Source organism: Geobacillus sp. E263 (assembly GCF_007197795.1).
GTDB lineage: Bacteria > Bacillota > Bacilli > Bacillales > Anoxybacillaceae > Parageobacillus_B > Parageobacillus_B toebii.
The window spans coordinates 1,661,330-1,682,885 of sequence record NZ_CP041632.1 but is presented as its reverse complement, the minus strand read 5'-3'; the positions used below and the strand labels follow the sequence as shown (position 1 = coordinate 1,682,885).

The 21,556-nt window shown below is 40.1% G+C and carries 15 protein-coding genes and 7 pseudogenes; 13 read left to right on the top strand and 9 right to left on the bottom strand.

The window, feature by feature from the left end; genetic code table 11:
• Positions 1 to 46: 46 nt before the first annotated feature.
• Positions 47 to 637 carry a TetR/AcrR family transcriptional regulator gene (locus FNL97_RS08790; protein ID WP_062677052.1) on the top strand — a complete coding sequence of 197 codons (591 nt, stop codon included), beginning with the start codon at positions 47 to 49 and terminating at the stop codon, positions 635 to 637.
• A 64-nt stretch (positions 638 to 701) separates the two neighbouring features.
• Here FNL97_RS08790 and FNL97_RS08785 read toward each other — a convergent pair.
• From FNL97_RS08785 to FNL97_RS18860, 3 genes and pseudogenes are all read right to left on the bottom strand, one after another.
• A pseudogene (locus FNL97_RS08785) lies at positions 702 to 980 on the bottom strand (MFS transporter); the annotation flags it as partial.
• Positions 981 to 1,034: 54 nt separating this feature from the next.
• Positions 1,035 to 1,394, bottom strand: a pseudogene (gene arsC, locus FNL97_RS08780) (arsenate reductase (thioredoxin)); the annotation flags it as partial.
• Positions 1,322 to 1,507, bottom strand: a complete 186-nt coding sequence (locus tag FNL97_RS18860; protein WP_502707820.1) for a hypothetical protein — start codon at positions 1,505 to 1,507, stop codon at positions 1,322 to 1,324. The pseudogene arsC and the gene FNL97_RS18860, both read right to left, overlap by 73 nt.
• 100 nt (positions 1,508 to 1,607) lie before the next feature.
• Between FNL97_RS18860 and FNL97_RS08775 the strand changes: the two genes are divergently transcribed.
• Together FNL97_RS08775 and FNL97_RS08770 are read left to right on the top strand one after the other, a co-directional pair.
• Complete coding sequence (locus tag FNL97_RS08775) at positions 1,608 to 1,799, top strand: hypothetical protein (protein WP_062677056.1); 192 nt, start codon at positions 1,608 to 1,610, stop codon at positions 1,797 to 1,799.
• Positions 1,800 to 1,801: 2 nt separating this feature from the next.
• Positions 1,802 to 2,607, top strand: a pseudogene (locus FNL97_RS08770) (serine/threonine protein kinase).
• Positions 2,608 to 2,828: 221 nt separating this feature from the next.
• On the opposite strand, the gene FNL97_RS08765 reads toward FNL97_RS08770, so the two are convergent.
• Positions 2,829 to 4,634 (bottom strand): DUF2339 domain-containing protein, encoded by a 1,806-nt coding sequence (locus FNL97_RS08765; protein WP_235603509.1) that lies wholly within the window; start codon positions 4,632 to 4,634, stop codon positions 2,829 to 2,831.
• A gap of 76 nt (positions 4,635 to 4,710) precedes the next feature.
• Positions 4,711 to 5,415: pseudogene (locus FNL97_RS08760) on the bottom strand (Type 1 glutamine amidotransferase-like domain-containing protein).
• 470 nt (positions 5,416 to 5,885) lie between these two features.
• Between FNL97_RS08760 and FNL97_RS08755 the strand changes: the two are divergent.
• Positions 5,886 to 7,190, top strand: a complete 1,305-nt coding sequence (locus tag FNL97_RS08755; RefSeq protein ID WP_143415521.1) for a globin-coupled sensor protein — start codon at positions 5,886 to 5,888, stop codon at positions 7,188 to 7,190.
• A gap of 438 nt (positions 7,191 to 7,628) precedes the next feature.
• Here the strand turns inward: FNL97_RS08755 and modA are convergent, their stop codons facing one another.
• Together modA and FNL97_RS08745 are read right to left on the bottom strand one after the other, a co-directional pair.
• Complete coding sequence (gene modA / locus FNL97_RS08750; protein WP_143415519.1) at positions 7,629 to 8,441, bottom strand: molybdate ABC transporter substrate-binding protein; 813 nt, start codon at positions 8,439 to 8,441, stop codon at positions 7,629 to 7,631.
• Between the two features lie 393 nt (positions 8,442 to 8,834).
• Positions 8,835 to 9,782, bottom strand: a complete 948-nt coding sequence (locus tag FNL97_RS08745; protein WP_143415517.1) for a substrate-binding domain-containing protein — start codon at positions 9,780 to 9,782, stop codon at positions 8,835 to 8,837.
• Between the two features lie 340 nt (positions 9,783 to 10,122).
• On the opposite strand from FNL97_RS08745, the gene modB reads away from it, so the two are divergent.
• The 4 genes from modB (at position 10,123) to FNL97_RS08725 (ending at position 15,094) form a co-directional block, all read left to right on the top strand.
• Positions 10,123 to 10,797, top strand: coding sequence for a molybdate ABC transporter permease subunit (modB, locus tag FNL97_RS08740; protein WP_015863942.1), 675 nt, complete (start codon positions 10,123 to 10,125; stop codon positions 10,795 to 10,797).
• A 44-nt stretch (positions 10,798 to 10,841) separates the two neighbouring features.
• Positions 10,842 to 11,492, top strand: a complete 651-nt coding sequence (locus tag FNL97_RS08735; RefSeq protein WP_143415515.1) for an ATP-binding cassette domain-containing protein — start codon at positions 10,842 to 10,844, stop codon at positions 11,490 to 11,492.
• A 318-nt stretch (positions 11,493 to 11,810) separates the two neighbouring features.
• Complete coding sequence (locus FNL97_RS08730; RefSeq protein WP_143415513.1) at positions 11,811 to 13,214, top strand: amino acid permease; 1,404 nt, start codon at positions 11,811 to 11,813, stop codon at positions 13,212 to 13,214.
• 416 nt (positions 13,215 to 13,630) lie between these two features.
• A complete protein-coding gene (locus FNL97_RS08725; protein ID WP_143415511.1) occupies positions 13,631 to 15,094 on the top strand; it encodes an RNA-guided endonuclease TnpB family protein in 1,464 nt (487 codons plus the stop codon).
• A 338-nt stretch (positions 15,095 to 15,432) separates the two neighbouring features.
• Here FNL97_RS08725 and FNL97_RS08715 read toward each other — a convergent pair whose 3' ends face one another.
• Positions 15,433 to 16,260, bottom strand: coding sequence for an ABC transporter ATP-binding protein (locus FNL97_RS08715; RefSeq protein WP_143415509.1), 828 nt, complete (start codon positions 16,258 to 16,260; stop codon positions 15,433 to 15,435).
• 246 nt (positions 16,261 to 16,506) lie between these two features.
• Between FNL97_RS08715 and FNL97_RS08710 the strand changes: the two are divergent.
• The 5 genes and pseudogenes from FNL97_RS08710 to FNL97_RS08690 form a co-directional block, all read left to right on the top strand.
• Positions 16,507 to 16,602 (top strand): annotated as a pseudogene (locus tag FNL97_RS08710) (transposase); the annotation flags it as partial.
• Positions 16,603 to 17,194: 592 nt separating this feature from the next.
• Positions 17,195 to 17,557 (top strand): annotated as a pseudogene (locus FNL97_RS08705) (MFS transporter); the annotation flags it as partial.
• 333 nt (positions 17,558 to 17,890) lie between these two features.
• Positions 17,891 to 18,040: a hypothetical protein gene (locus FNL97_RS08700; RefSeq protein WP_205729493.1), complete on the top strand. Its 150-nt coding sequence runs from the start codon at positions 17,891 to 17,893 to the stop codon at positions 18,038 to 18,040.
• 79 nt (positions 18,041 to 18,119) lie between these two features.
• Positions 18,120 to 18,224: pseudogene (locus FNL97_RS08695) on the top strand (DUF1572 family protein); the annotation flags it as partial.
• Positions 18,225 to 18,632: 408 nt separating this feature from the next.
• On the top strand, positions 18,633 to 20,009 hold the full coding sequence (locus FNL97_RS08690) for an ISLre2-like element ISGsp4 family transposase (RefSeq protein WP_286173534.1): 1,377 nt from the start codon (positions 18,633 to 18,635) through the stop codon (positions 20,007 to 20,009).
• Between the two features lie 491 nt (positions 20,010 to 20,500).
• On the opposite strand, the gene lplA is transcribed toward FNL97_RS08690, so the two are convergent.
• Positions 20,501 to 21,490, bottom strand: coding sequence for a lipoate--protein ligase (gene lplA, locus FNL97_RS08685; RefSeq protein WP_015863948.1), 990 nt, complete (start codon positions 21,488 to 21,490; stop codon positions 20,501 to 20,503).
• Positions 21,491 to 21,556 lie beyond the last annotated feature (66 nt).

The window sequence follows — 21,556 nt, the reverse complement described above, 5'->3', positions numbered from 1 at the left end:
TAGTAACACAATTGTATCAAAAAAACAACTGTGTTACACTAGATACATGCCTAAAATCGTGGATCATGAAAAGCAGAGGAAACGAATCGCAGAAGCGACATGGGCCGTGATCATGCGGGACGGTATCGAAAAAGCAACCGTACGAAATATCGCTAAAGAGGCAGGGATGTCTGCAGGGGCGCTACGCTATTACTTTTCTTCCCAATCGGAGTTGTTAGCCTTTTCGATGAAGCTTGTCTCCGAACGGGTGCGGAAACGGATTGAAGCCATCCCTCGCTCCACTCCGCCTCTTGAAGGAATCAAACGTTGTCTCCTTGAAATTTTGCCGTTAACCGATGAAACGAAAAAAGAAATGGAGGTGTGGCTTGTTTTTACACAAAGGGCGCTTTGGGATTCCGAACTTCAACCGCTGAGCGAGCAAATCTATAACGAGTTGCAAACGGCAATAAAGAGGTTGCTTGAACTGTTACGTAATCTCGGATTGTTAAGACCCGACGTGTCGATTGAGTTGGAAACAGAGCGCCTATACGCTTTGGTTGACGGTTTGGCCATGCACGGCATCATGCAACCTGACAAGCTATCTCCTTCACAAATGGAAGAAATCATCGAGTATCACTTACGCTCCATCTGCCGCTAAGGCAAATGGAGCGTCCCTACCTTTACTACCTAAAAACCACCAACAATCAACGGCGACAGGCAACATAGCCAAACTGCCACTCAGAAAAGGCAAACAGCAGCATTCCTGAGACGATCAATTTTTTTCGGCCGACCGCATCTGCCATTCTGCCGGCTACCGGTGAAAAAAGAAATTGTGTTAAAGAGAAAACGGCCACAAGCAGTCCAACCGTTCCTCCTGAGATGCCCAATTGCTCGATAAATGTCGACATGATTGGGATAATCAAACCGATGCCAATGAAAATCAGCAATAAATTGAACATCAAAATCAGCATGGCTCCGCGCTTCTTAAACAACAGCTGCATGTTTCCCCTCCTGTAAAATCAGCCGAGAAGAATCTTCTCGGCTGTCATTCAGTCTTATTCGCCCGTTTCAGCAAATTTTTTGATGCGTGCGCCGATTTCATCGCGAACACGACGGAATACCGCTAATTTTTCCTCCTCCGTTCCTTCCGCTTTTGCCGGATCATCCAATCCCCAGTGTACGCGTTTCACATTTGGTGGGGTTACTGGACAATGGTCCGCTGCATGACCGCATAATGTTACTACCAAATCGGCTTTATTTAAAATTTCTGGATCAATGATATCCGATGTTTGGTTCGAAATATCAATTCCTACTTCCTTCATGACTTTTACCGCATTTGGATTTAATCCGTGAGCTTCAATACCGGCGCTGTACACTTCCCACTCGTCGCCAAGATATTTTTTTGCCCATCCTTCTCAAACTGTTGAAACATCTCTGCAATTTTTTTATTCGGTGATCGATAAATGAGTTTCAAATCTTCCGCCATTTCGAATTGGTCTTTTTTCCGAACACGACGACATCGTTCCATGCCATGGTGACATCCCCTAAACAGACGTGAATGATGAAACTTCTTTATTCCTATTTCGTATATAAATATAAAACAATCTTATTGTAAAGGAGAAGGGCATATGTTAAAGAAAATCATCAAAGCACTGTTGAAAGAACACGTGCTTCATCAGCAACACCATAAAATACATTACAATAGCAGCGACCATTATCCAAAGCATTATGCGAATATCCATCCTTCCCACTACGGCCATAAGCATTATAAAAAGAAACATCATAGCGGTAGTTTCTTTTCGAGCTTTTTTGGAAGCTAATGATGCGTTTTTTGTATCATCACCCGGCGCTTGCTCGCTTATTTGAACGTCCGTATCGAAAAGGGAAGGTGATTCGGCGCCGCTATCAAATTATAGCAGAGCTTGGGATGGGAAGCTATGGCATTGCTTACGTGGCCACCGACTTGCAGACAGGCAGGAAAGTCGTTGTCAAACAATGCAGAAAAACAAAAGCGAAAGAAAGCGAGTTGTCCTTAAAGCGGGAAGCGGATATATTAAGACGGCTTAATCATCCGCAAATTCCAGCGCTGTATGATACGTTCCTGGAAAATGGAATCCCCCATCTCGTAATGGACTATATTGAAGGAGAGACAGTTGAAGCGCTTATTCTTATACAGAACGTGAAGCATTTCAATTATTGCGGGATGTGCTCGCCGTAGTCGAATATATTCATGCCAACAACATTGTCCATCGCGATTTGCGCATTCCGAATATTTTGTTGCGCGACGGTACCGTATTTGTGATCGATTTCGGATTAGCGCGTTTTTTTGGCAAGTCCGTTCCTTATATCGAAACGTATGCGCCCGAAAAAAAGCTGTGGCGCGATACTCATCCAAAAAGCGACTTTTACGCGCTAGGGCACTTTACCTTATTTTTGTTATATTCCTCGTACGAGCCGAAAACAGAGGAAGAAAAAAGTTGGGAAGAGGAGCTGTCCATTTCCGAAGACGCCCGTTTCATACTGCGGAAAATGCTGCAAATTGATCAACCATACGATCATATTTACACGCTAATAAATGATGTAGATCAGCTGATTGGAAATGGGCCAAAACGCATTATCATTTCATAGTGCAGCAATTAACTGTATAAATGAAGGAGCGCGTGTGAACCAACTGATTCATTCAAACCTTTTATCGACGGGATTGGGCAGTTTTGCCCAATCGTTTATTTATGTTGGCGCTTACTATGTGGCTACCAACTATACATAAATACTTTGGCTTCTACTGCTATTTTGAACATAATAAAACAGAAAAAACTTGTGTACCGAAATCGATACACAAGGCTTTGACGTTACTTTTTCACGTAGAATAAGCGGGATACCAATAGTCCGATTGTACCTAAACCAATAAATAAGACTGTTCTCACAATAATCGTAACAAACTGAAGATCCACTAACACAATCTTACAAAGAGTGAGCAACAGAAGGATAATTCCGACTAAACGGATATTTTTCTTCCCTTTCACTACCCCAAAGACTACCCCTGCTGCCGCATATAAGGCCCAAGCAAAGGATAATGTCATCATCTGCACACTAATAGACCAATTTTCTGTGATGACGCTAGTAATAGAAGAAAGGAAGGCAAGGTGTGTAAGCGCATTTACCCCTAACATAAGACCACGTAAAACTTTGTGGATTGCGTGATGAAGAGTTACTAAGCGATAAAGCGCATATAAAGAACCGATTAAGACAAGCCAACATAGCGTTTCTATACTTAGAATTTCTCTAATTTTCTGATCTGCAATAGTGATAAGCGCCCCTATCGCATAGACAACCCAACCGGTGCACTTTTGGAACGTAGTTTTGAAACGGTAACCTAAATAGATAGCTAAGGTTCCTTCAATCAAATAGATAATCGCTCTGAAAGCATTGTCATCTACAAGTTGATACACCAACAACGCTGCACTTAACGTACTGATCGCTAGCCCTACCGCTGTTTGTTGATGCTCTTGCTTTTTCCCTTTATAAGCTAAGAAGCCATAACCACCTGCAGAAACAAGTAAAAACAGATCCAATAAAATAGCGGTTTTTACATGCACTTGGAAAGGTGTTAATGTTTCTAACTCGTCATAAGACAAATTGAATTGAAATCCTTCAAAAGCCCATAAAGTTGTAATCACAAAACTCGTAAAGACAATAGGTAATACCTTGATCTTCTGGAACTTGCCTTTGAATCCAAAGTAACCGATTAAGATGTGCTGTATCACTGCTCCAAAAGCAGCGGACAACATGATTTTATCAGTATCTGTATTCCGTGAGAGTGTTGCTACATAGAACAGAACCACTACATGCCATAAAACACTTGCCGTATAGAAGAGTCGTTTATAACCTTGTTTCACTGCAAATAACAACAATAACGTGTAGAAGAACGTTTCATAGGCTATAAATAGCGTAGCAGCCTTTTCATGGCCCTCAATTAAAAATGGAACGAGATACCCTGCAAAAGCGGTTAATATCGCAATCACTTCGGATTTATGGCGTTTCGCCAATTGCAGGCCCGCGGCAATCCACCCAACATTTAAAATAAATGCCAGCACTCCCGGCACCATATCATATAGTACATGCATCGCAAATGTGGTAAGAATCAAAAGAGAAATCGCGCCTGATAATAAAACTTTCCCTAAATTTTCTCTTTGTTTTTTGATTTGCTTTTCTCCTAACCACACAAGTAAACCAGAACCGGCAAACCCCATCAAAATTCTGACTGGTTCCGTTAATATTCCCATTGCAGCAGCAATCGTAAATCCCCATACCAATCCGAGCAAGAGAACGAAGATAAATATTCTAGGAAGCCACACTCTTCCGATGACATGCTCCCAATCTATCGGATCGGACTCTTTCTGCTGTGCTGGCGGAGAGACTACTATTTTTCCTTTCTTCACAGGATCTATGATTTCTTTTCGCTCTTGCGCTTGAGGTGCTTTTTGCGCTTCTTGTCCCCCTTGCAATATACTTTCAACTTGCCTCTTTAATACATTCATTTCTTTTTCTAGAACAACAATCCGTTGTTCTAGCTGTTCCATACGTTTTTGGTCCATTAACTGTCTCCTTTCATTTTCAAGCATTTTCAAACGATAACGGATTCCTTGCTTCTTCAACTTTTCTGCACCCTTAGCCAACTATGAACGGGCTTCACCACAGATGATGAAAGTTAATTCGTTCTTTCATATTGGCTTAACAGGAACCTAAAAAATTCGTCTGAAGCTCTTCTTCTATCACCTTCATCGCCTTGTTATCCAAAAAACTTTATAAGCCTTTGCCTTTGGCCTAGAACTAATTATATTGCTTATGTTTTGTCCAATATAATGAATGGCAACTCCGTCATCCGCTGCAATACCAGCTTGTATGTCTCCAGAATAAATAAGTTTATGATACGAAGGTCTTCTATCTGGCTCACCATCATAATGAGGACAATGACTGCCTTTTAGAAAGCCTAAGCATTTAATTGGTTCTAACCCCTCTCCAAATGAATCTGTGACGCCTTCCTCGAATCAACATATAGAACCAGCACTAACGCCAGCTAAAACAATCCCTTGGTTCCAAGCTTTTCTCAAAATATTATCTAACCCCCACTCTTTCCATAAAACTAATAAGTTTCTTGTATTTCTCCTACCAACATATATAATATCCTTCTCCAGTATAAATTCCTCTAAATCCCTTGTTGGCGGTCTAAATAAAGATAAATGAGAAGGTTTGCAATTTTGTTTATTAAAGAAGCTATAATACCTTGATATATAATGATCTGAATCCCCGGGCAGTGGGGATAAAACAAACCTTTGGAGTAGTTTTCTTTGCTTGTTTCAATATGTAAAGATCTAATAACGGGTTATCCGGTTCCATTGAGAAACCTCCACCGCCTAGAGCGATGATTTGTCGCATCTTATCACTTCCTTATCTAAAAAGAACTATTTTCCATACCGATAATTTCTACAAATTAAAATCAAATCCTTTTTCAACTAACCTTCCCCATTAGCCGCCTATGCCACACTTTACAGCACTACAGATTATGCAAGAATTTCCATTCTTCCATGGAAGACAACTTTGCCCCATAATTGCGGCACCATCAGAAAGATAAAAATATTCATTTTCAGGTTAGCTCCACATTTCGTACTTATAAGTACCAGCGAATGATGAATTATCTCAATTGTTTGTTTAGGCGGGGGTTCGCCGCTAAATGTGCTACACTTCTTGTCATCATTTTTAACTCCGCAACTTTTCCCCATCTTTCTTCAAATTAAATGTTATTGTAATAGAATTAATTTCTTATTCTACTTCTACTTTTTTACAATATTCGTTAAAATAAAGTTATCGAAATATTAAATGTTTAGAAGAAAAAGGAGAGGCTTCTAATGAATCTTTCTTTCTGGATTAAAAAAGAAACCAAGCCACCTCACAAGGTTGCCACCGCGCTTCAAACCGAGCCCACACCTGTTCGCGTGAAAGACGCATCGATTAACAGGCAATTGGAAATGATCGAGCTCACGCATCGCGATTTAGCCATATTACCCCAGTTAAAACCATGGGTGGAAGAAAAAATCGATTGGATTGTCAGGCGCTTTTACGAGACGTTAGAAAAAGAACCATCTTTATTTGAAATTATTCATCGGCATAGTTCCATTGAACGTCTAAAAAAGACCCTTACTATGCATGTGATTGAAATGTTTGACGGACGCATTGATGAAGCGTTTATCGAAAAGCGTACGCGCATTGCGGTCACACATTTAAAGATTGGACTGTTGCCAAAATGGTATATGTGCGCGTTTCAGCAGCTTCAGTTGTCGATTTTGGAAGCAATCGCTTCACATATAGACGATCCTTTGTTATTGATTGAATCAGTAAAATCGGTCACAAAAATATTAAGCTTTGAACAACAGCTTGTTTTAGAACAATACTGGCAAGCGCATGAAGAAGTCCGAATGCAGATGTATCAAGTAAAAAATGATCTCAAATTGCAATTACAAGAGACAGCGCAACAACTTTCTGACATATCCGAAGAGGTCCATGCTTCGGTTTCTGAATTGACAACGGAAGCGATGAATATGTTGCGATCTACTGAAGAAGCTGTTTCCATTTCGAAAAAAAGCGAACATCATTCTGCCGAGGGGCAGGACAAATTGCAAAAACAACTTTCTGACATTCACCATATTCAAGAAATGATGAAAAATATCCAAATAGAAATTCAAAGCTTACAACAGTCAGCCCGTGATATCGAAAGAATCAACAGCATCGTGACAAAGATCGCCGATCAAACAAACATGCTTTCGTTAAACGCTTCGATTGAAGCGGCGCGTGCGGGAGAACACGGAAAAGGGTTTGCCGTTGTTGCTAATGAAGTGCGAAAACTTGCCTTCCAAACAAAAGAATCTCTCGCTGATGTAACAAACATTTTAAATGAATTGAATAAAAAAGTAGAAGCTACTTCTGAATCGATGAATTCAGTCCATACCTTTATTGATCGTGGGACAACCGATATGGAGAGAATCTATCAGTTTTTTGAAACATTATCACAGTCGCTCCAGCAAATTCGCACCCAAAACAATCAAATTAACGAAAAGATGAAACGATACGTCGATGTTATTGCGGATATTAATGATGCCACCAACAATGTTGCTACGTCGGCTGAGAGATTAGAGCAATTAACAAACGGCTTATAATGAACAAAGCCTTTGTTGCTTGAACAAGCGGCAGAGGAATTTCTAAATTACCAGACGTAATTTCTACATATGGGTATCTTCAATTGTGGTTCATCACTAATGTACTTGTCAAACTATTGATTTGATGTCATATGGTTGCCACTTGTTATTCGTAATCCAAGGGATCAGCATATTTTGCAGAAAGCCAAGTGCATCTTTTGGCAAAGAGCCACATATAAGGTTATTTTGAGGGATAAGCACACAAAAAAGAGAAGGCTGGCACAAGTCCTTCTCTTTTTTCAAAAAACATTTAGCCAACACTACTTCTGAGTTTTCCTTCAGAACACAACCATCCATCAACACGGATCAGAAATAGCATTTGCACTGAGATATATAAGTGTTTTTTACGAATCTACTACAAGTTGGCGTAAGGGTTCCAAAGTTCTTGTGTTATATCACTTATTTCAAAATCTTAAATCCATATTTCTCAAAGACTTGGAGGGAATCTTTCGTCTGTAGGTATTGATAGAAATCTTTAGCCTCTGTTTTATGCTTCGTATCCTTAATGATACCAACCGGATAAATAATAGGATCATGCATATTAGCGGCTGCTGTGTCGACCATTTTTACCTTATCAGATATTTGTGCATCGGTTTTGAATACAATTCCTGCATCCACGGTATTTGCTTCTACATACGATAATACTTGACGCACATCCTTTGTGTACACGATTTTCCCTTTTACTTTTGTCCAAAGATTTAGATTGGTCAGTGTTTGTTTCCCGTACTGACCTGCCGGAGTAGTTTCAGGATTCCCTATCGCAAATTGTTTTACGCTGTTGTCTGCCAAAGACTGAAATCCTTTTACTGTGTCTGCTTTGTCTTTTGGAACAATTAGAACGAGTTCATTTCCTAACAAGTTCTTACTCTCTTCCTTGTTAATCAATCCTTTGTCTACCAGAGGACGAAATTTATTTTCAGCAGCCGAGAAAAATAGGTCTACTGGCGCCCCTTGCTCGATTTGCTGTTGTAATGCACCAGAACTTCCAAAGTTAAATGATAGTTTTATATTTTCGTGTTCTTTTTCATACTTTTTCTGAATTTCCGTTAGGGCATCTTGTAAACTTGCGGCTGCTGAGATGGTTAATGTTACTGTCTGTTTTGCCTCTGCCTCCTTCGATTCCTGTTTTTCTTCTTGTTTCGTACAACCGGAAATAAAGAGGAGTGAAGCACACAAAAACACACTCATGATGATGCGGATAGAATGCTTCATGCTTTCTACCCCTTCCTTTCTTTTAAATTAAATTTTATAAATTATATGAATTATTAAAAATTTATTATAATTATTTATAACTAGTTTGTACAGTATATAATTACTATTATTTATAATTAATTTATATAAGATATAATTATATAGAACTATGAAGTATCTCACAGTTATTTGGATAGATCCAACACAATGAAAAAAGCGCTCTATGTGGCGCTTTTTTCAGCTGGCGTTCTCCAGATGATACCGCCTTTTCAATAAAAGATTATTTTTTCGCTTATGCCCCACCCTGCATATCCCTTGATCAGGTTGGGTGAGCTACTAATGATCAAAAAAGCAATAGGAAAGCATAGCTACTTTATTTTAGGTGTCTTATATTTCTTAGTCTTTAGCTTTGTTTCAGTTTTCATAAACCACCTGTCCAGTTTGGGATAAATCATAACCACCTAGTGCTTTTAAATCGTTTTTAAAGTTATCAGATCTTAAAATTTGCAGGACTTGACTAATTAATTCTCTATTCTCATCGTTCTTTAAAATCACCAAATCATACCTTTCGTTAACTAGCGGAATGAAATCAACATCTTTTACTAAGTCTGCAGCTTTTTCAATTCCTACTCCGACATCGGCATCCCCTTTAGCGACAGCGCTTGCGATGCTTACATGATTGGTTACCTCATTGTCATAACCATTAATTTCAGATATAGGTATGCGATACTTTCTCAAACTTTCATCTAGTAAAACTCGTGCACCTGACCCTTTTTCCCGGTTCACGATTTTAATATCTTTTCTTCTTAAATCCTCCCAATGCTTTATATTCAATGGATTTCCTTTTTTAACATAAAAGCCTGCCTTCCTTGTTAGTAAATGAATCACGATATACTGAAAATTAACTAATATCTTGCTTATATATGGAACATTATATTCACCTGAAATTCCTTCGATTAAGTGGGTGCTTACAATGTCTGAATATCCTTGATACATTGAAATTAGACTTTCTAAGCTTCCAACATAAGAACGTAATGGCCGGAACCTTTTCGAGGATTTTTCTAAGTAGTTAGCCAAAATATCTAAACTTATATCTTGGCCGCTGATGATCAATTGCCTAACTTGCGAATACCCTTGTGCTCCACTCGTTGTTTCTTTGCTTAATGACTGTGAGGAGCTTGGCTGTAACTCTCCTTTTGACCTTTTTATATACTCTTCTAGATCGGAAGGATCAATTCTCATTTGCCGTCCGACACGATAAGCGGGTAATAACCCTTTTTTCACTAAATCATATACGGTTAGTTTTGAAACCTTTAATATGTTTGCGACTTCCTCGGTTGTATAAGAATGATTTTTTTCCATACTACTTACTCCTTCATTAGAAAATTTCGTTATAAGTAATTAAATTTAATTTTTATTGATAACCTCCATATCATGATTTATATTTAATTATAAATAAAATTAATTATATTTCTATTAAGAACTGGTTATGTATGAAATAGTTTATATTTAACCTTATTATATCATGTTTTGTTTGGCTCTTTGTTATATATGATTCATTGTCTACACAGAAACACCTCAACGTTTGTATGTTGATTCTTATTTTATCATTGCTTCTGTTCCAAAGTTAATATAAGCAATAATTAAATATAACCATTTATAATGAAAAATAACCAATTTTACGAAAAGGTGAATGGCAAATATGAATTACTCTCCACTTATACTCTCTTTTAAAACTGCTACCATCTCAACGCTTATCGTATTTATTGCCGGGGTTGTGTTGGCACGATTGATCGGCCGTAGTTCCTTTCGAGGGAAAAGTATTATAGAAGCAATTATTTTACTACCGCTCGTGCTCCCGCCTACAGTTGTAGGTTTTGGTTTATTGTATGTATTCGGTAAAAACGGCTTTATTGGTCGATTACTGCTCGACTGGTTTGATTTCCAGATTGTTTTCACTTGGTATGGTGTTCTGATCGCAGCAATAGTCGTATCCTTTCCTTTAATGTACCAAAGTGCAGCTGCAGCGTTCCAGCAGTATGACCCAAATATTGAAAATGCCGCTTATACGATGGGAGCATCTAAATGGAGAGTGTTTTGGACGATATCATTTCCACTTGCATGGCCAGGACTGTTATCTGGTTTAGTTTTATCCTTTGCACGAGCGTTAGGAGAATTCGGTGCCACCCTCATGATCGCCGGCTATATTCCGAATGTCACCGACACCATTCCTCTAGCCATCTATTTTGCAGTGGAGTCAGGTAATATGGAGGTGGCAAAATTTTGGGTGATCATTATCATCGCCCTTGGCTTTAGCGCTATTTTATGGCTTAATTGGTGGAGCAAAAAGAACATGATGAAGCATGTACACAAATGAAATCAATATATACAGCTTATTGTGTGTGTAAAGGAGTTTTTCTTATGCTTATCGTCGACATCCAAAAAAAACTTTCCCATTTTGAATTAAATGTCAAATTTTCGGTAGCCAATGAGATTGTTGTTCTTTTTGGCCCTTCTGGTTCTGGAAAAACGACAATCTTAAATTGTATTGCTGGAATAAGCAAACCTACTGCTGGCATAATCCGATTAAATGACACCATTTTATTTGAAAATAAAAAGGTATTTATTCCTATACAAAAAAGAAATATCGGCTATGTATTTCAGGATTATGCGCTTTTTCCCCATATGACCGTTTGGAAAAATATCGCTTATGGCATGAAAAACGAAAGCTTTGCAAAAGAATTAATGAAAGAGCTGCGAATTGAACACCTTAGAGACAAATATCCATCTGAAATTTCAGGCGGGGAAAAACAACGTGTCGCCATTGCACGAGCGATTGCAACTGAGCCGGATGCCTTACTTTTAGATGAGCCATTTTCTGCTTTAGATGATCAAACACGGGCGAAAGGCCATGAGGAGTTATTACGTATCCATAAACTTTGGCGCATTCCAATTATATTAGTAACACATCATCATGAGGAAGCAAAAAAATTAGGGAATCGAATTTTATATTTACACGAAGGAAAAATTCATGACAATGAAATCCATCTATGTAACATAAAAGAGATGTAAAATTGGTCGATGATTTCACTTTCTGTCTACTATGGGGATAAATATCATTACTACCCTTCCCTTGTTTCAATCATCTAATAGCCTGGGGAGTTTTAAGATTTAGACTATTTTAGAATAATGGGTATTTTTGCATAATTGTATTATATGGAAGTTTATTCGCAAGCTATTGTGTTAGCCGCCTAACTAGTTATCAGATTTTCGTTGTCGATTCCAGAAAATTAGAATTAAAAAATATGTCGAAAAAAGTAGAAATATGATATAATAGCAAATTGCTTGGCGTTTTAAACTAATTGCATAAGAGAAGAGAGAGGAGACGTCATGAATTTACTTCAAAAAAAGTCAATTACTCACTTGTTAAGTCAAAAGAAAACATTGCAGAAGACATTAGGGGCCTATGATTTAATATTGCTTGGTATCGGGGCGATTGTTGGGATCGGCATTCTTGTGTTGACAGGTGTCGCAGCAGCAAATGATGCAGGTCCTTCGATTATCTTTTCGTTTATGCTTGCGGCATTAGTGTGTGGATTTGTAGCGTTTTGTTATGCGGAAATAGCATCTGCTCTTCCCGTTTCCGGAGGCGTCTATACATACACGTATGTAACAGTCGGGGAAGTAGTTGCGTATTTAATAGGATGGACACAACTTTTAATTTATGTTTTGTCCGTTGCAGCGGTGGCAAATGGATGGTCTGCATATTTTCGCTCATTGTTGGAAGGATTTCATTTGCATATCCCGAAAATGCTAAGTGCAGTACCCCAGCAAGGCGGAATGATAAACTTGCCGGCTGTCTGCATTATTTTACTTATGACATGGGTGCTGTCAAAAGGTGTGCAAGAAAGTAAGAAAGTGAATAATACGATGGTTGCCATCAAATTATCTATCATTTTATTATTTATTATTGTCGGAATATTCTATGTTAGACCGGAAAATTGGGATCCATTCATGCCGTTTGGATGGAAAGGGGTTCTCGCGGGAACTGCTACGGTGTTCTTTGCGTTTTTAGGGTTTGATGCAGTTGCAACTGCGGCAGAAGAAGTGAAAAAACCGCAGCGTGATTTGCCAATCGGCATTGTTGTTTCTTTAGTTGTGTGCACTCTTTTATACGTTATTGTTTGCTTAGTCTTAACAGGAATGGTTCCATATCATTTATTAAATGTTTCGGACGCAATGGCATTTGCGCTTCATGCAGTCGGACAAGATTTTGCTGCAGGGGTTATATCAGTTGGAGCAATTGTCGGCATCACAACAGTTATATTTGTTTATCTTTACGCAACAGTGCGCGTTCTGTTCTCTATGAGTCGCGATCGTTTACTGCCAAAACCGTTTTCAGTAGTTCATCCACACTCTCAAGCACCTGTTTTTTCGACACGGATTGCAGGATTTACTGGAGCGGCAATTGCTGGATTTATTGATTTGAGAGCATTGTCCAACTTAATCAATATTGGTGCTTTGTTAACCTTTGTGATGGTGGCCTTATCCGTTATGGTACTGCGCAAAACACATCCAAATCTGCAAAGAGGGTTTAAGGCGCCGCTTGTTCCGTATCTTCCAATATTGACGATCGCGTGTTGTATCTTCTTAATGACTCGCCTTGCGCTTGAAACGTGGTTGTATTTCTGCATTTGGATGATTATAGGCTTGAGTATTTATTTTATCTATAGAACGAAGCGCCAAAAAGATTCTCACCAAGAGCAAGCGTATATGATGAAAAAAGCAAACTAGAAAACAGAATAATCATAAGGTTATAAATAGGATGCTGATACAAAATTTTGATGCCATTTATCAATCATAAGAATAAACAAACAGCCAAGCGCTTTTTCAAGAAAGCCTTGGCTGTTCTCATTTTTGTAAACCTATTGTCATGACAGTCGAATATGGTGTTATGTCAAGAAAACGGACACGTTAAACAGAGAGAGAGCTGAGCTATGCCGAAACTCTTTTATGAAATGTTTACAAGAATAACTGCTACGAAAGCCCGTGACTTTAGTCATCGGGATGAAGTGGCTGAATAATAAAATTATTAGAATATTCTTTATTATTATAATTGTAACCTATCTAATGTTTGGTTATCATGATATTAGATAGGGGTGATTTATTAAATCTCTATGATCAATATTACATAAAGAAGGTGGGTTGCATTGGCGGGAGCGAAAACACCAAGCTATGTATTGACGTTGCGGCTCCAGACAGAATCATGGCAAAAACATATCCTCGAAAAGCGGTTTGAAATCGGCCGCTGTTTGTATAACGCCTGTTTAGAGGAATGTTTGAAGCGGTACAAAAAACTCCAACATGATTCCCGCTATCAAGACCTTGCTCAACAGAAGCCCTCCAAAGAAAAAAATCGCCAACTTTCCGACCTGCGAACCGAGTACGGACTCTCCGAATATGCGATGCACGCTTTCGTTCAGCCAATGCAGCGCCACTTCCGCAAACACATGGACGCGCATACGGCGCAAAAAATCGCCACCAGAGCGTGGAAAGCGGTAGAAAGGTTCTTGTTTGGCGCTGCCAAACGGGTGTATTTTAAACGGTTCGGCGAAATGGGTTCGTTAGAGGGAAAATCGAATTCCGCAGGGATTCGCTTCAAAAGCCATGCCATCCATTGGAATGGGCTGATGATCCCTGTCATCATCCAACCAAATGATGTGTATGCCCATCTCGCCTTGCAAGACCGAATCAAGTATTGCCGCATTGTACGTAAACGGATTCGGGGGAAAGTAAAGTATTATGCCCAACTCATTTTGGAAGGGGTTCCGCCGCAAAAAATCAATCGGCAAACCGGCAAAGCCAAGCATCCCCGTGGTGAAGGAGTGGTCGGCATTGACATTGGCACGCAAACGATCGCCATTTGCGCTCCGAACGAAGTAAAATTGTTGGAACTCGCTCCAAGTGTGGATGACATCCATCCGGAAAAAAGGCGGCTGCAGCGAAAACTAGACCGGCAGCGGAGAGCAAATAATCCAAATAAGTACAACGAAGATGGAACCATCCAGCGAGGAAACAAAGAAAAGTGGATGTGGAGCAAAAATTATATCAAAACAAAAAATCAATTAGCGGAACTGCAAAGGAAGTTAGCGGAAAAACGCAAGCAAGATCATAATAAGCTGGCAAATTGGATATTATCGTTAGGCAATGATATTAAAGTGGAAACAATGAATTATAAAGCATTGCAAGCAAGAGCGAAAGAAACAACGATGAATGAGAAAACAGGAAGGTATAATAGAAAGAAACGATTTGGTAAAAGTATAGCGAATAAAGCTCCAAGCATGTTTTTAGCCATATTAGACAGAAAATTACGGTATGACGGAAAAACGCTCAAAAAAATAGATACATTCTCTGCGAAAGCCAGCCAATATAATCATATCACGGGTGAATATGTAAAAAAGAGGTTATCCGAACGATGGAACGATATGAATGGCTGTAAAATTCAACGAGATTTATATAGTGCGTTCCTCATCATGAATGCGAAAGATCACTTAAAAGAAATCGATAGAGAAAAATGTTTTGCGACATGGGAAAGATTTAAGCGACTGCATGATAAAGAAGTAGAACGTTTAAAAAATAGTGGTAATAAATTATTAAGCAGTATGGGAATTTAAATGATGAAAAGCGTCTTGAACCGGGCGCACAGGGCGCTAAGCACCATTGAGGTGTTTGCCCATGAAAGTCTTGTGGAATGAGAGTGAGTGTCTATACGAAGGTATAGACGAAGCTCTTTAGTACACAAGAACCTGCCGACTTTAGTCGTGCAGAGGTTCAGGATCTACGGTTTTATTTACGACGTAAAAAGCGGCCGTCTGATTGAAGTACCTGAAGCTAACCGCATTGGCCGGGCAACCATCTGATTATCCCGCAAAACGAAACCGCTCATTTGAGACATCCTGTATGTCCTGCTGCTATAAAGCAATAAAGGAAACTTGGAGAGACCAAGTTTCCTTTATTTATTTGATTCTACCTTCGCAAATTTTGTCCAGCTAATATTTTTATGTATGGAAGCCCATGGTCGATTATTTTCCCAATGAACTTTCATTGCCAATTGAAACGTCTCTGATAAACATTCATCGGTTAATACTTTCTCTTTTCGTCCCGCGGCTACAATTTGTCCCTCTTTTAACAATAATACGTGTGTCATCTCTTCTATAATTTCTTCAATATAATGAGTGACATACAGTACGTGGCATTGTTGATGTGCAATAATTTCTTTCGTTAATGATAAAATATCTTCCCTTGCTAAAATGTCTAATCCTATAGACGGTTCATCTAATATAAGCAATTTCGGTTTTGCCATTAACGCTCTTGCAATAAGTACTTTTCTTTTTTCTCCTTCTGATAATGTGTCATACGTTTTCCCTTTTAAGTGATCGATTCGCAAAGATGCCATTAGCTGTTCGGCCTGCTCTCGATCCTCATCGGTCACATTTTCGTATAATCCGATCGTAGCGAATTTACCGCTTATTACAATATCCTCTACCATTTCTGATCTTAAAGTTTGACTAAAACGGTCAAGAGAACTGCTGACAAATCCAATTTGCTTTCGAAGCTCAGGCAAGTTCGTTTTCCCGAATTGATGTCCTAAAACAGAAACTTCCCCTTTTGTCGGATATTGATAGCCTGTTACGACATTTAATATGGACGTTTTGCCTGAACCGTTTAAACCTAGTATGACCCATTGTTCCTTTTCTTTTACTTCCCAATTGATATCCTTTAAAATAACCCGGTCTCCTCTTATCAAGGATACATTTTTCATGCTTATGATATTTTCCATTTCACACTGCCCCTCTATTTTTGAGAATATTATAACAAATCATTAGCAAAAATATAAGAATCCGTCTACATTTTTACAGGCTAGTAAGCAGTTCTAAATATGTGAATATTTCTCTTCTGTTTAACAAGATAAAATTGTAACAGTTGACAATTTGTGTCCGATTACAGATAATGTAATAGGAACGTATGTTCGCTCAATTCCCGGATTTTAAAGCAAGAATTCACTCATCTTGCTCATTAGCCTAGTCTATGGACACGTTCCTTCTTTGTCAGCACCGAAGGAAACGTATCAAGTGAAACCATCCAACGATATGTGGAAGAACAAAAAAACAAGGGGGGTGAAACGGTGCAAGCATTGACAATTAAAATTCGATTCTTTCCAGATAACCCTGAACTGCTTCGTCAGTTGAGCAGAGAATATATCCATACCGTAAATGCTTTAACCGAACAAGCCGAGAAAGAAGGTTCTTTCCCGAAAGTAACAACAAAAGATGTGGACGCCCATCTTCCTTCGGCTGTTCTGAATCAAGCGATTCGTGATGCGAAAAGTGTATCAAAGAAAATGAAAAAAGAAGGGAAGCGCCCCATCCTCAAAAAACCGGTATATTTCGTCAATAATCAAAACTATACCATTGGCGAGCAAATGATCGCATTTCCGATTATGTTGGATGGAAAAACGAGAAAAACAAGATTTCGAGCGATGGTGACAGAGCGTGATAAAAACCTGATCCAACATGCCAAACTTGGACTGATGCGCATTGTGGAAAAGAGAGGAAAGTGGTATGCACAAGTTTCATTAGGCATCCCTGTGACTGAAAAGAAAAAGGAAAAGGTCATGGGTGTGGATCTCGGACTAAAAGTTCCTGCGGTAGCGGTGACTTCTAATGGAAAAACTCGTTTCTTCGGAAATGGGAGGCAAAACAAATATATTCGCCGTAATATTAATGGCGCTCCTGTTTGGCACATGGAAGGCTGTTTTCCTCGCAACATTTGTCTCCGCGATCCTATCGCAGTTCTCTCAGCCTTCAGGGATGAAGCTATTCAAAATACATGTTCCGGGAGAACAGATGCAGGCGGGTATGTCATTATTCCAGACAATGATGGCTATTTTTATGATCATCGGTCCGATATTAGGCACCTTCGTCTTTCAACAATTCGGTATATACATCTCTATGGCGGTAGTAGGTATAGCTTTTCTATTATCTGCTCTCGTACTGACCTTATTGCCTCCCGACCGGATGGTGGAAAAGGAGGAAAGAGAAACATCGCTCTGGCATGAAATGAAGCTCGGCTTTCAATAAATGTTCAAACAGCTTATTTTTATTGAAAAATAATCCTCAATCGCCATAGATTGATTCCCGATATTCACTACTAACGTATGAATTTATGAACAGGCTCGAGACGGACATGCACCTACTTGAAAACAGAAAACCGACGATGATTACTAACGATTGAACTCTGTTAGCCCTTGACCTTCACCAACGGAATATGGTTGTTTCGTATTGGAACTTTCAATCCATACAAAATTAGTGGCACTATATAAATCCAGTTTGAAATTCCGACATGTTTAATCAACCTGCATCCTTGTCTATACTGCTCCTAAATGAGTAAATCAAAGGAGCGGAAGAAGAATGAGGAAAAAAGGATTACAAATTACAAACGATCATGGTTGGACGATCGAACGCCTTCAAGAACAGGAACGCAAAATGAAAAAGGCGAACATGGTAAAACGAATTGCAGTCATTCGTCTGATTATGCAAGGCTTCGGAAAATTAATCTGAATCTATATAGTACCGCTCTAGCTTGCCAATCTAGAAAAGCCGCACTGTCTAATTTAGATCGTGAACGTCTAAATTAAATCAAATGTACCATTATTCCTATCATATTGGGCAAATTGTCTACATCTCAAAACAAATAAAATCAAAAGATTGGAAGACATTAACGATACCAAGAAAAAGGCCATGAATTTTGACTTCCACGATCCGAATGATGAAAAACTCTCCCTTTCACACATGATTCATGCCTCCATCGATGCACAAATCTTTGCTCCTATGCTATTAAGAGCTGCTTTAGCGTGCTCTTCACACCCAGTACATGTCATATTCACTTGTAAACGATATTTACAAGTACAATCGGAGAAAGCCCATGCAGGGTGTAGCCCGTCTTTAGACATGGGATGTGTGAGTAAAATGTTTGTGGGAGAAATTCTTAGAATTCCCCGATGAGGGGGTTGGGAACGTAGGTTCGCAATCCCCCTCATCGGGGCCACCAAGCGAAGCGCGGTAGGATCCCAAGCAGGAAACATGAAAAAAGGACTCTCTCCCTATTATGATAATGATTGACCAAAACACCCAAACAGGAGGAGAGAGTCCCATGAATATTCAACAACATCTTACCAAAAATTCGTTGACATGGAAAGAGATCGAACTTGATTTGTTTCGGGCCTTGCAAAACGCCTTCGCCGAGCTGTTTACGGCTCTGTTGGAGGACATCGACCGACAATTGGCGGAAACCCGGGACAAGCGCCGATACCACTTGAAAGACAAACGACGCACCACGATTCAAACCCTGTTTGGCGAAGTCACCTTTGAGCGGAACTACTATTTGGATCGAGAACAAAACCGTTACACGTTTTTGCTTGACTCCTTTTTAGCGTTTGATGGATCACAGTCAATCAGCCCTTGTCTAGAAGAAACGGCGGTGGGATTGGCTGTGGAGTGCTCTTCCTATCGCAAAGCGGCTCGTACGCTTGCCCAGATGGTCGGGTATCCGGTGATGAGCCATGAGGCGATCCGCCAGTTGGTGCTCGAAGCTGAAGCTCCGCTGCACTGCCCGGTGGACCAGCGATATGGACGGGTGCTGTTTGTGGAGGCCGATGGACTGTTTGTTTCTCGCCAAGGGAAGGGAAAACGAGCCAAGGAAGACAAAATCCTGACCGTTCACGAAGGGTGGAAGCGCAACGGCTCACGGATCGAATTTGTCAATCAGCGCCATTACGTCCATGAGGGCAAGAGGGAGGTGTGGGAAGGCTTCGAGGAATTTTTGATGAACGAATATGCCTATGATCCGTGTCGGGATCTTCTTGTCATCAACGGGGACGGCGCTCCATGGATTACCGCGTGCCGGGAGTATTTCAAGGGACGGGTCTGCTTCCAATTGGATCGATTCCACGTGGCGCGTGAGTTGCGCCAATGCCTCTCGGGCCATCCACGGTGGCAGGCGATTCGGCAAAAGCTGGCGAAGCAGGATGAAGAGGGGTTGCTTGTGGAACGGAACAGCGCCCTCGGCACGCTGGGGGACGAAGCGAAAGAACAACAGCTGGCTGCCTTGATCCACCGGATCGAATCGATGCCGGGATGCATCCGTGATTACCGGGAATGGCTGAAGGAGCAAGGAGTGGACACAACGGGCATGTATCCGATGGGGAGGGCTGAAAGCGTGATGAGCCAGCTGGCGTATCGGGTGAAATACCGCCGCAGTTGGACAGACAAGGGACTCAGGGCGTTTTTCAAGGCAATGATTGCCCGGATGGATGGGATTCGTCTTTTCGGACGTCGTTTAGGAGAAGAATCGTCGCAGCCGGCGGAGGAAACGGCGTCGACGGCATCCACCAAACAGACGATCGTGAACAAGGCGAAACAACGCGTCCGCCGTCTTCTTCCGGAGGTAACGCGGAATAACGTGCCATATTTACAGCAATCGTCCGGGACACCGATCTATCATGCCCTGTCTGAACTCAAGGGATGGTAAAAAAAGGTATACATATCGGTCTGTCATGGCAAGGGATGAGAGTCCGAAAGCGCTTACGGATGGGATTCAAAAAAATGGTTCGCTAACCTATGACTTACATCTGTTTTCAGCGAATCAAAAAAGTTCCCACAAAGTCTTGACTGACTCACATGGGATGAACCGATTGCTTTGACGTAGTCAAAGATGGTATACTACTCTTATAGAGAAGAAAAATCCAACGTCTTGAATCGGGCGCACAGGGCGATAAGCACCAGTGAGGTGTTTGCCCATGAAAGTCTTGTGGAATTAGAGTCAGTATCCATGCGAAGGTATGGAAGAAGCTCTATAGTACACAAGAACCCCGTGGCTTTAGCCATCGGGAGGTTCAGGTGTTAACACTGAAACACCTTCTATAATATTTCTCCTTATCATCCCCAGATAAAGTAAAAACCTTGCACGATAGTGCAGGGTCAATGTTTGTCAGGGCTAAATGGGGCCGCTTGCCTTTTTGTTCAATATATCAAATTGATAAATTCTTCTTTCTCAATGTTCCCGAAATAATGCTTGATATCGACATCTTGCAACGCTTTTTCAATTTCAGATTTCTCATATCGTTTTCCGATAAGTTTCTCTTCGATTTCCGATACGTCTCCGGCGCCAAAAAAGTCGCCGTAAATTTTGCAATTTTCAATGATTCCCTTTTGAACTTCGAGTCTCACATCTATTTGGCCGGCCGGGAACCGGTGTGAATGCTGAAGATTAAATTTAGGTGATTTTCCGTAATTCCATTCCCAATTTTGATAGCGTTCTCTAGAGAGCTTGTGAATGTTAGCCCAATCCTCTTCTGTCAAGACATATTCAGGAATGTCCTTGTCTTTTCCAAAAATACTCTCTAACAGGACGGAACGGAACTCTTCTATTGTCATTTTTTCTTTTAGAAATTCAGAAATATTTGCCACCCGGCTGCGGATGGACTTAATTCCTTTTGATTCAATCTTATCTTTTTTTACATTAAGCGCTGAAACGATATTCTCTATTTTCGAGTCAAACAGCAGTGTACCATGGCTGAACATTCTTCCCCTTGTTGAAAACTGGGCATTCCCGGAAATTTTTCTTCCTTCCACAATAATATCGTTACGACCGCTTAATTCTGCATTAACACCAAGTTTTTTTAATGCTTTAATAATAGGTTCCGTAAATTTCCGGAAGTTAAGAAAACTGTCGCCATCATCTTTCGTAATAAAACTAAAGTTTAAATTTCCTAAATCATGATAAACGGCTCCGCCGCCTGACAGCCTTCTGACAACATGGATCCCGTTTTTCTCTACATACTCTGTATTAATTTCTTCAATAGTATTCTGGTTTTTTCCGATAATGATGGAAGGCTCATTTATATAAAACAATAAATACGTTTCATTAATGTCAAGGTTTTTTAAGGCATACTCTTCGATTGCCAAATTAATTCTCGGATCTGTAATCCCCTTATTATCAATAAACAACATTTCCTATGCACCTCGACTTTATAATTATGTCAAAAAATAGAGATTTTTTTTCTACCTCGCTCCGCT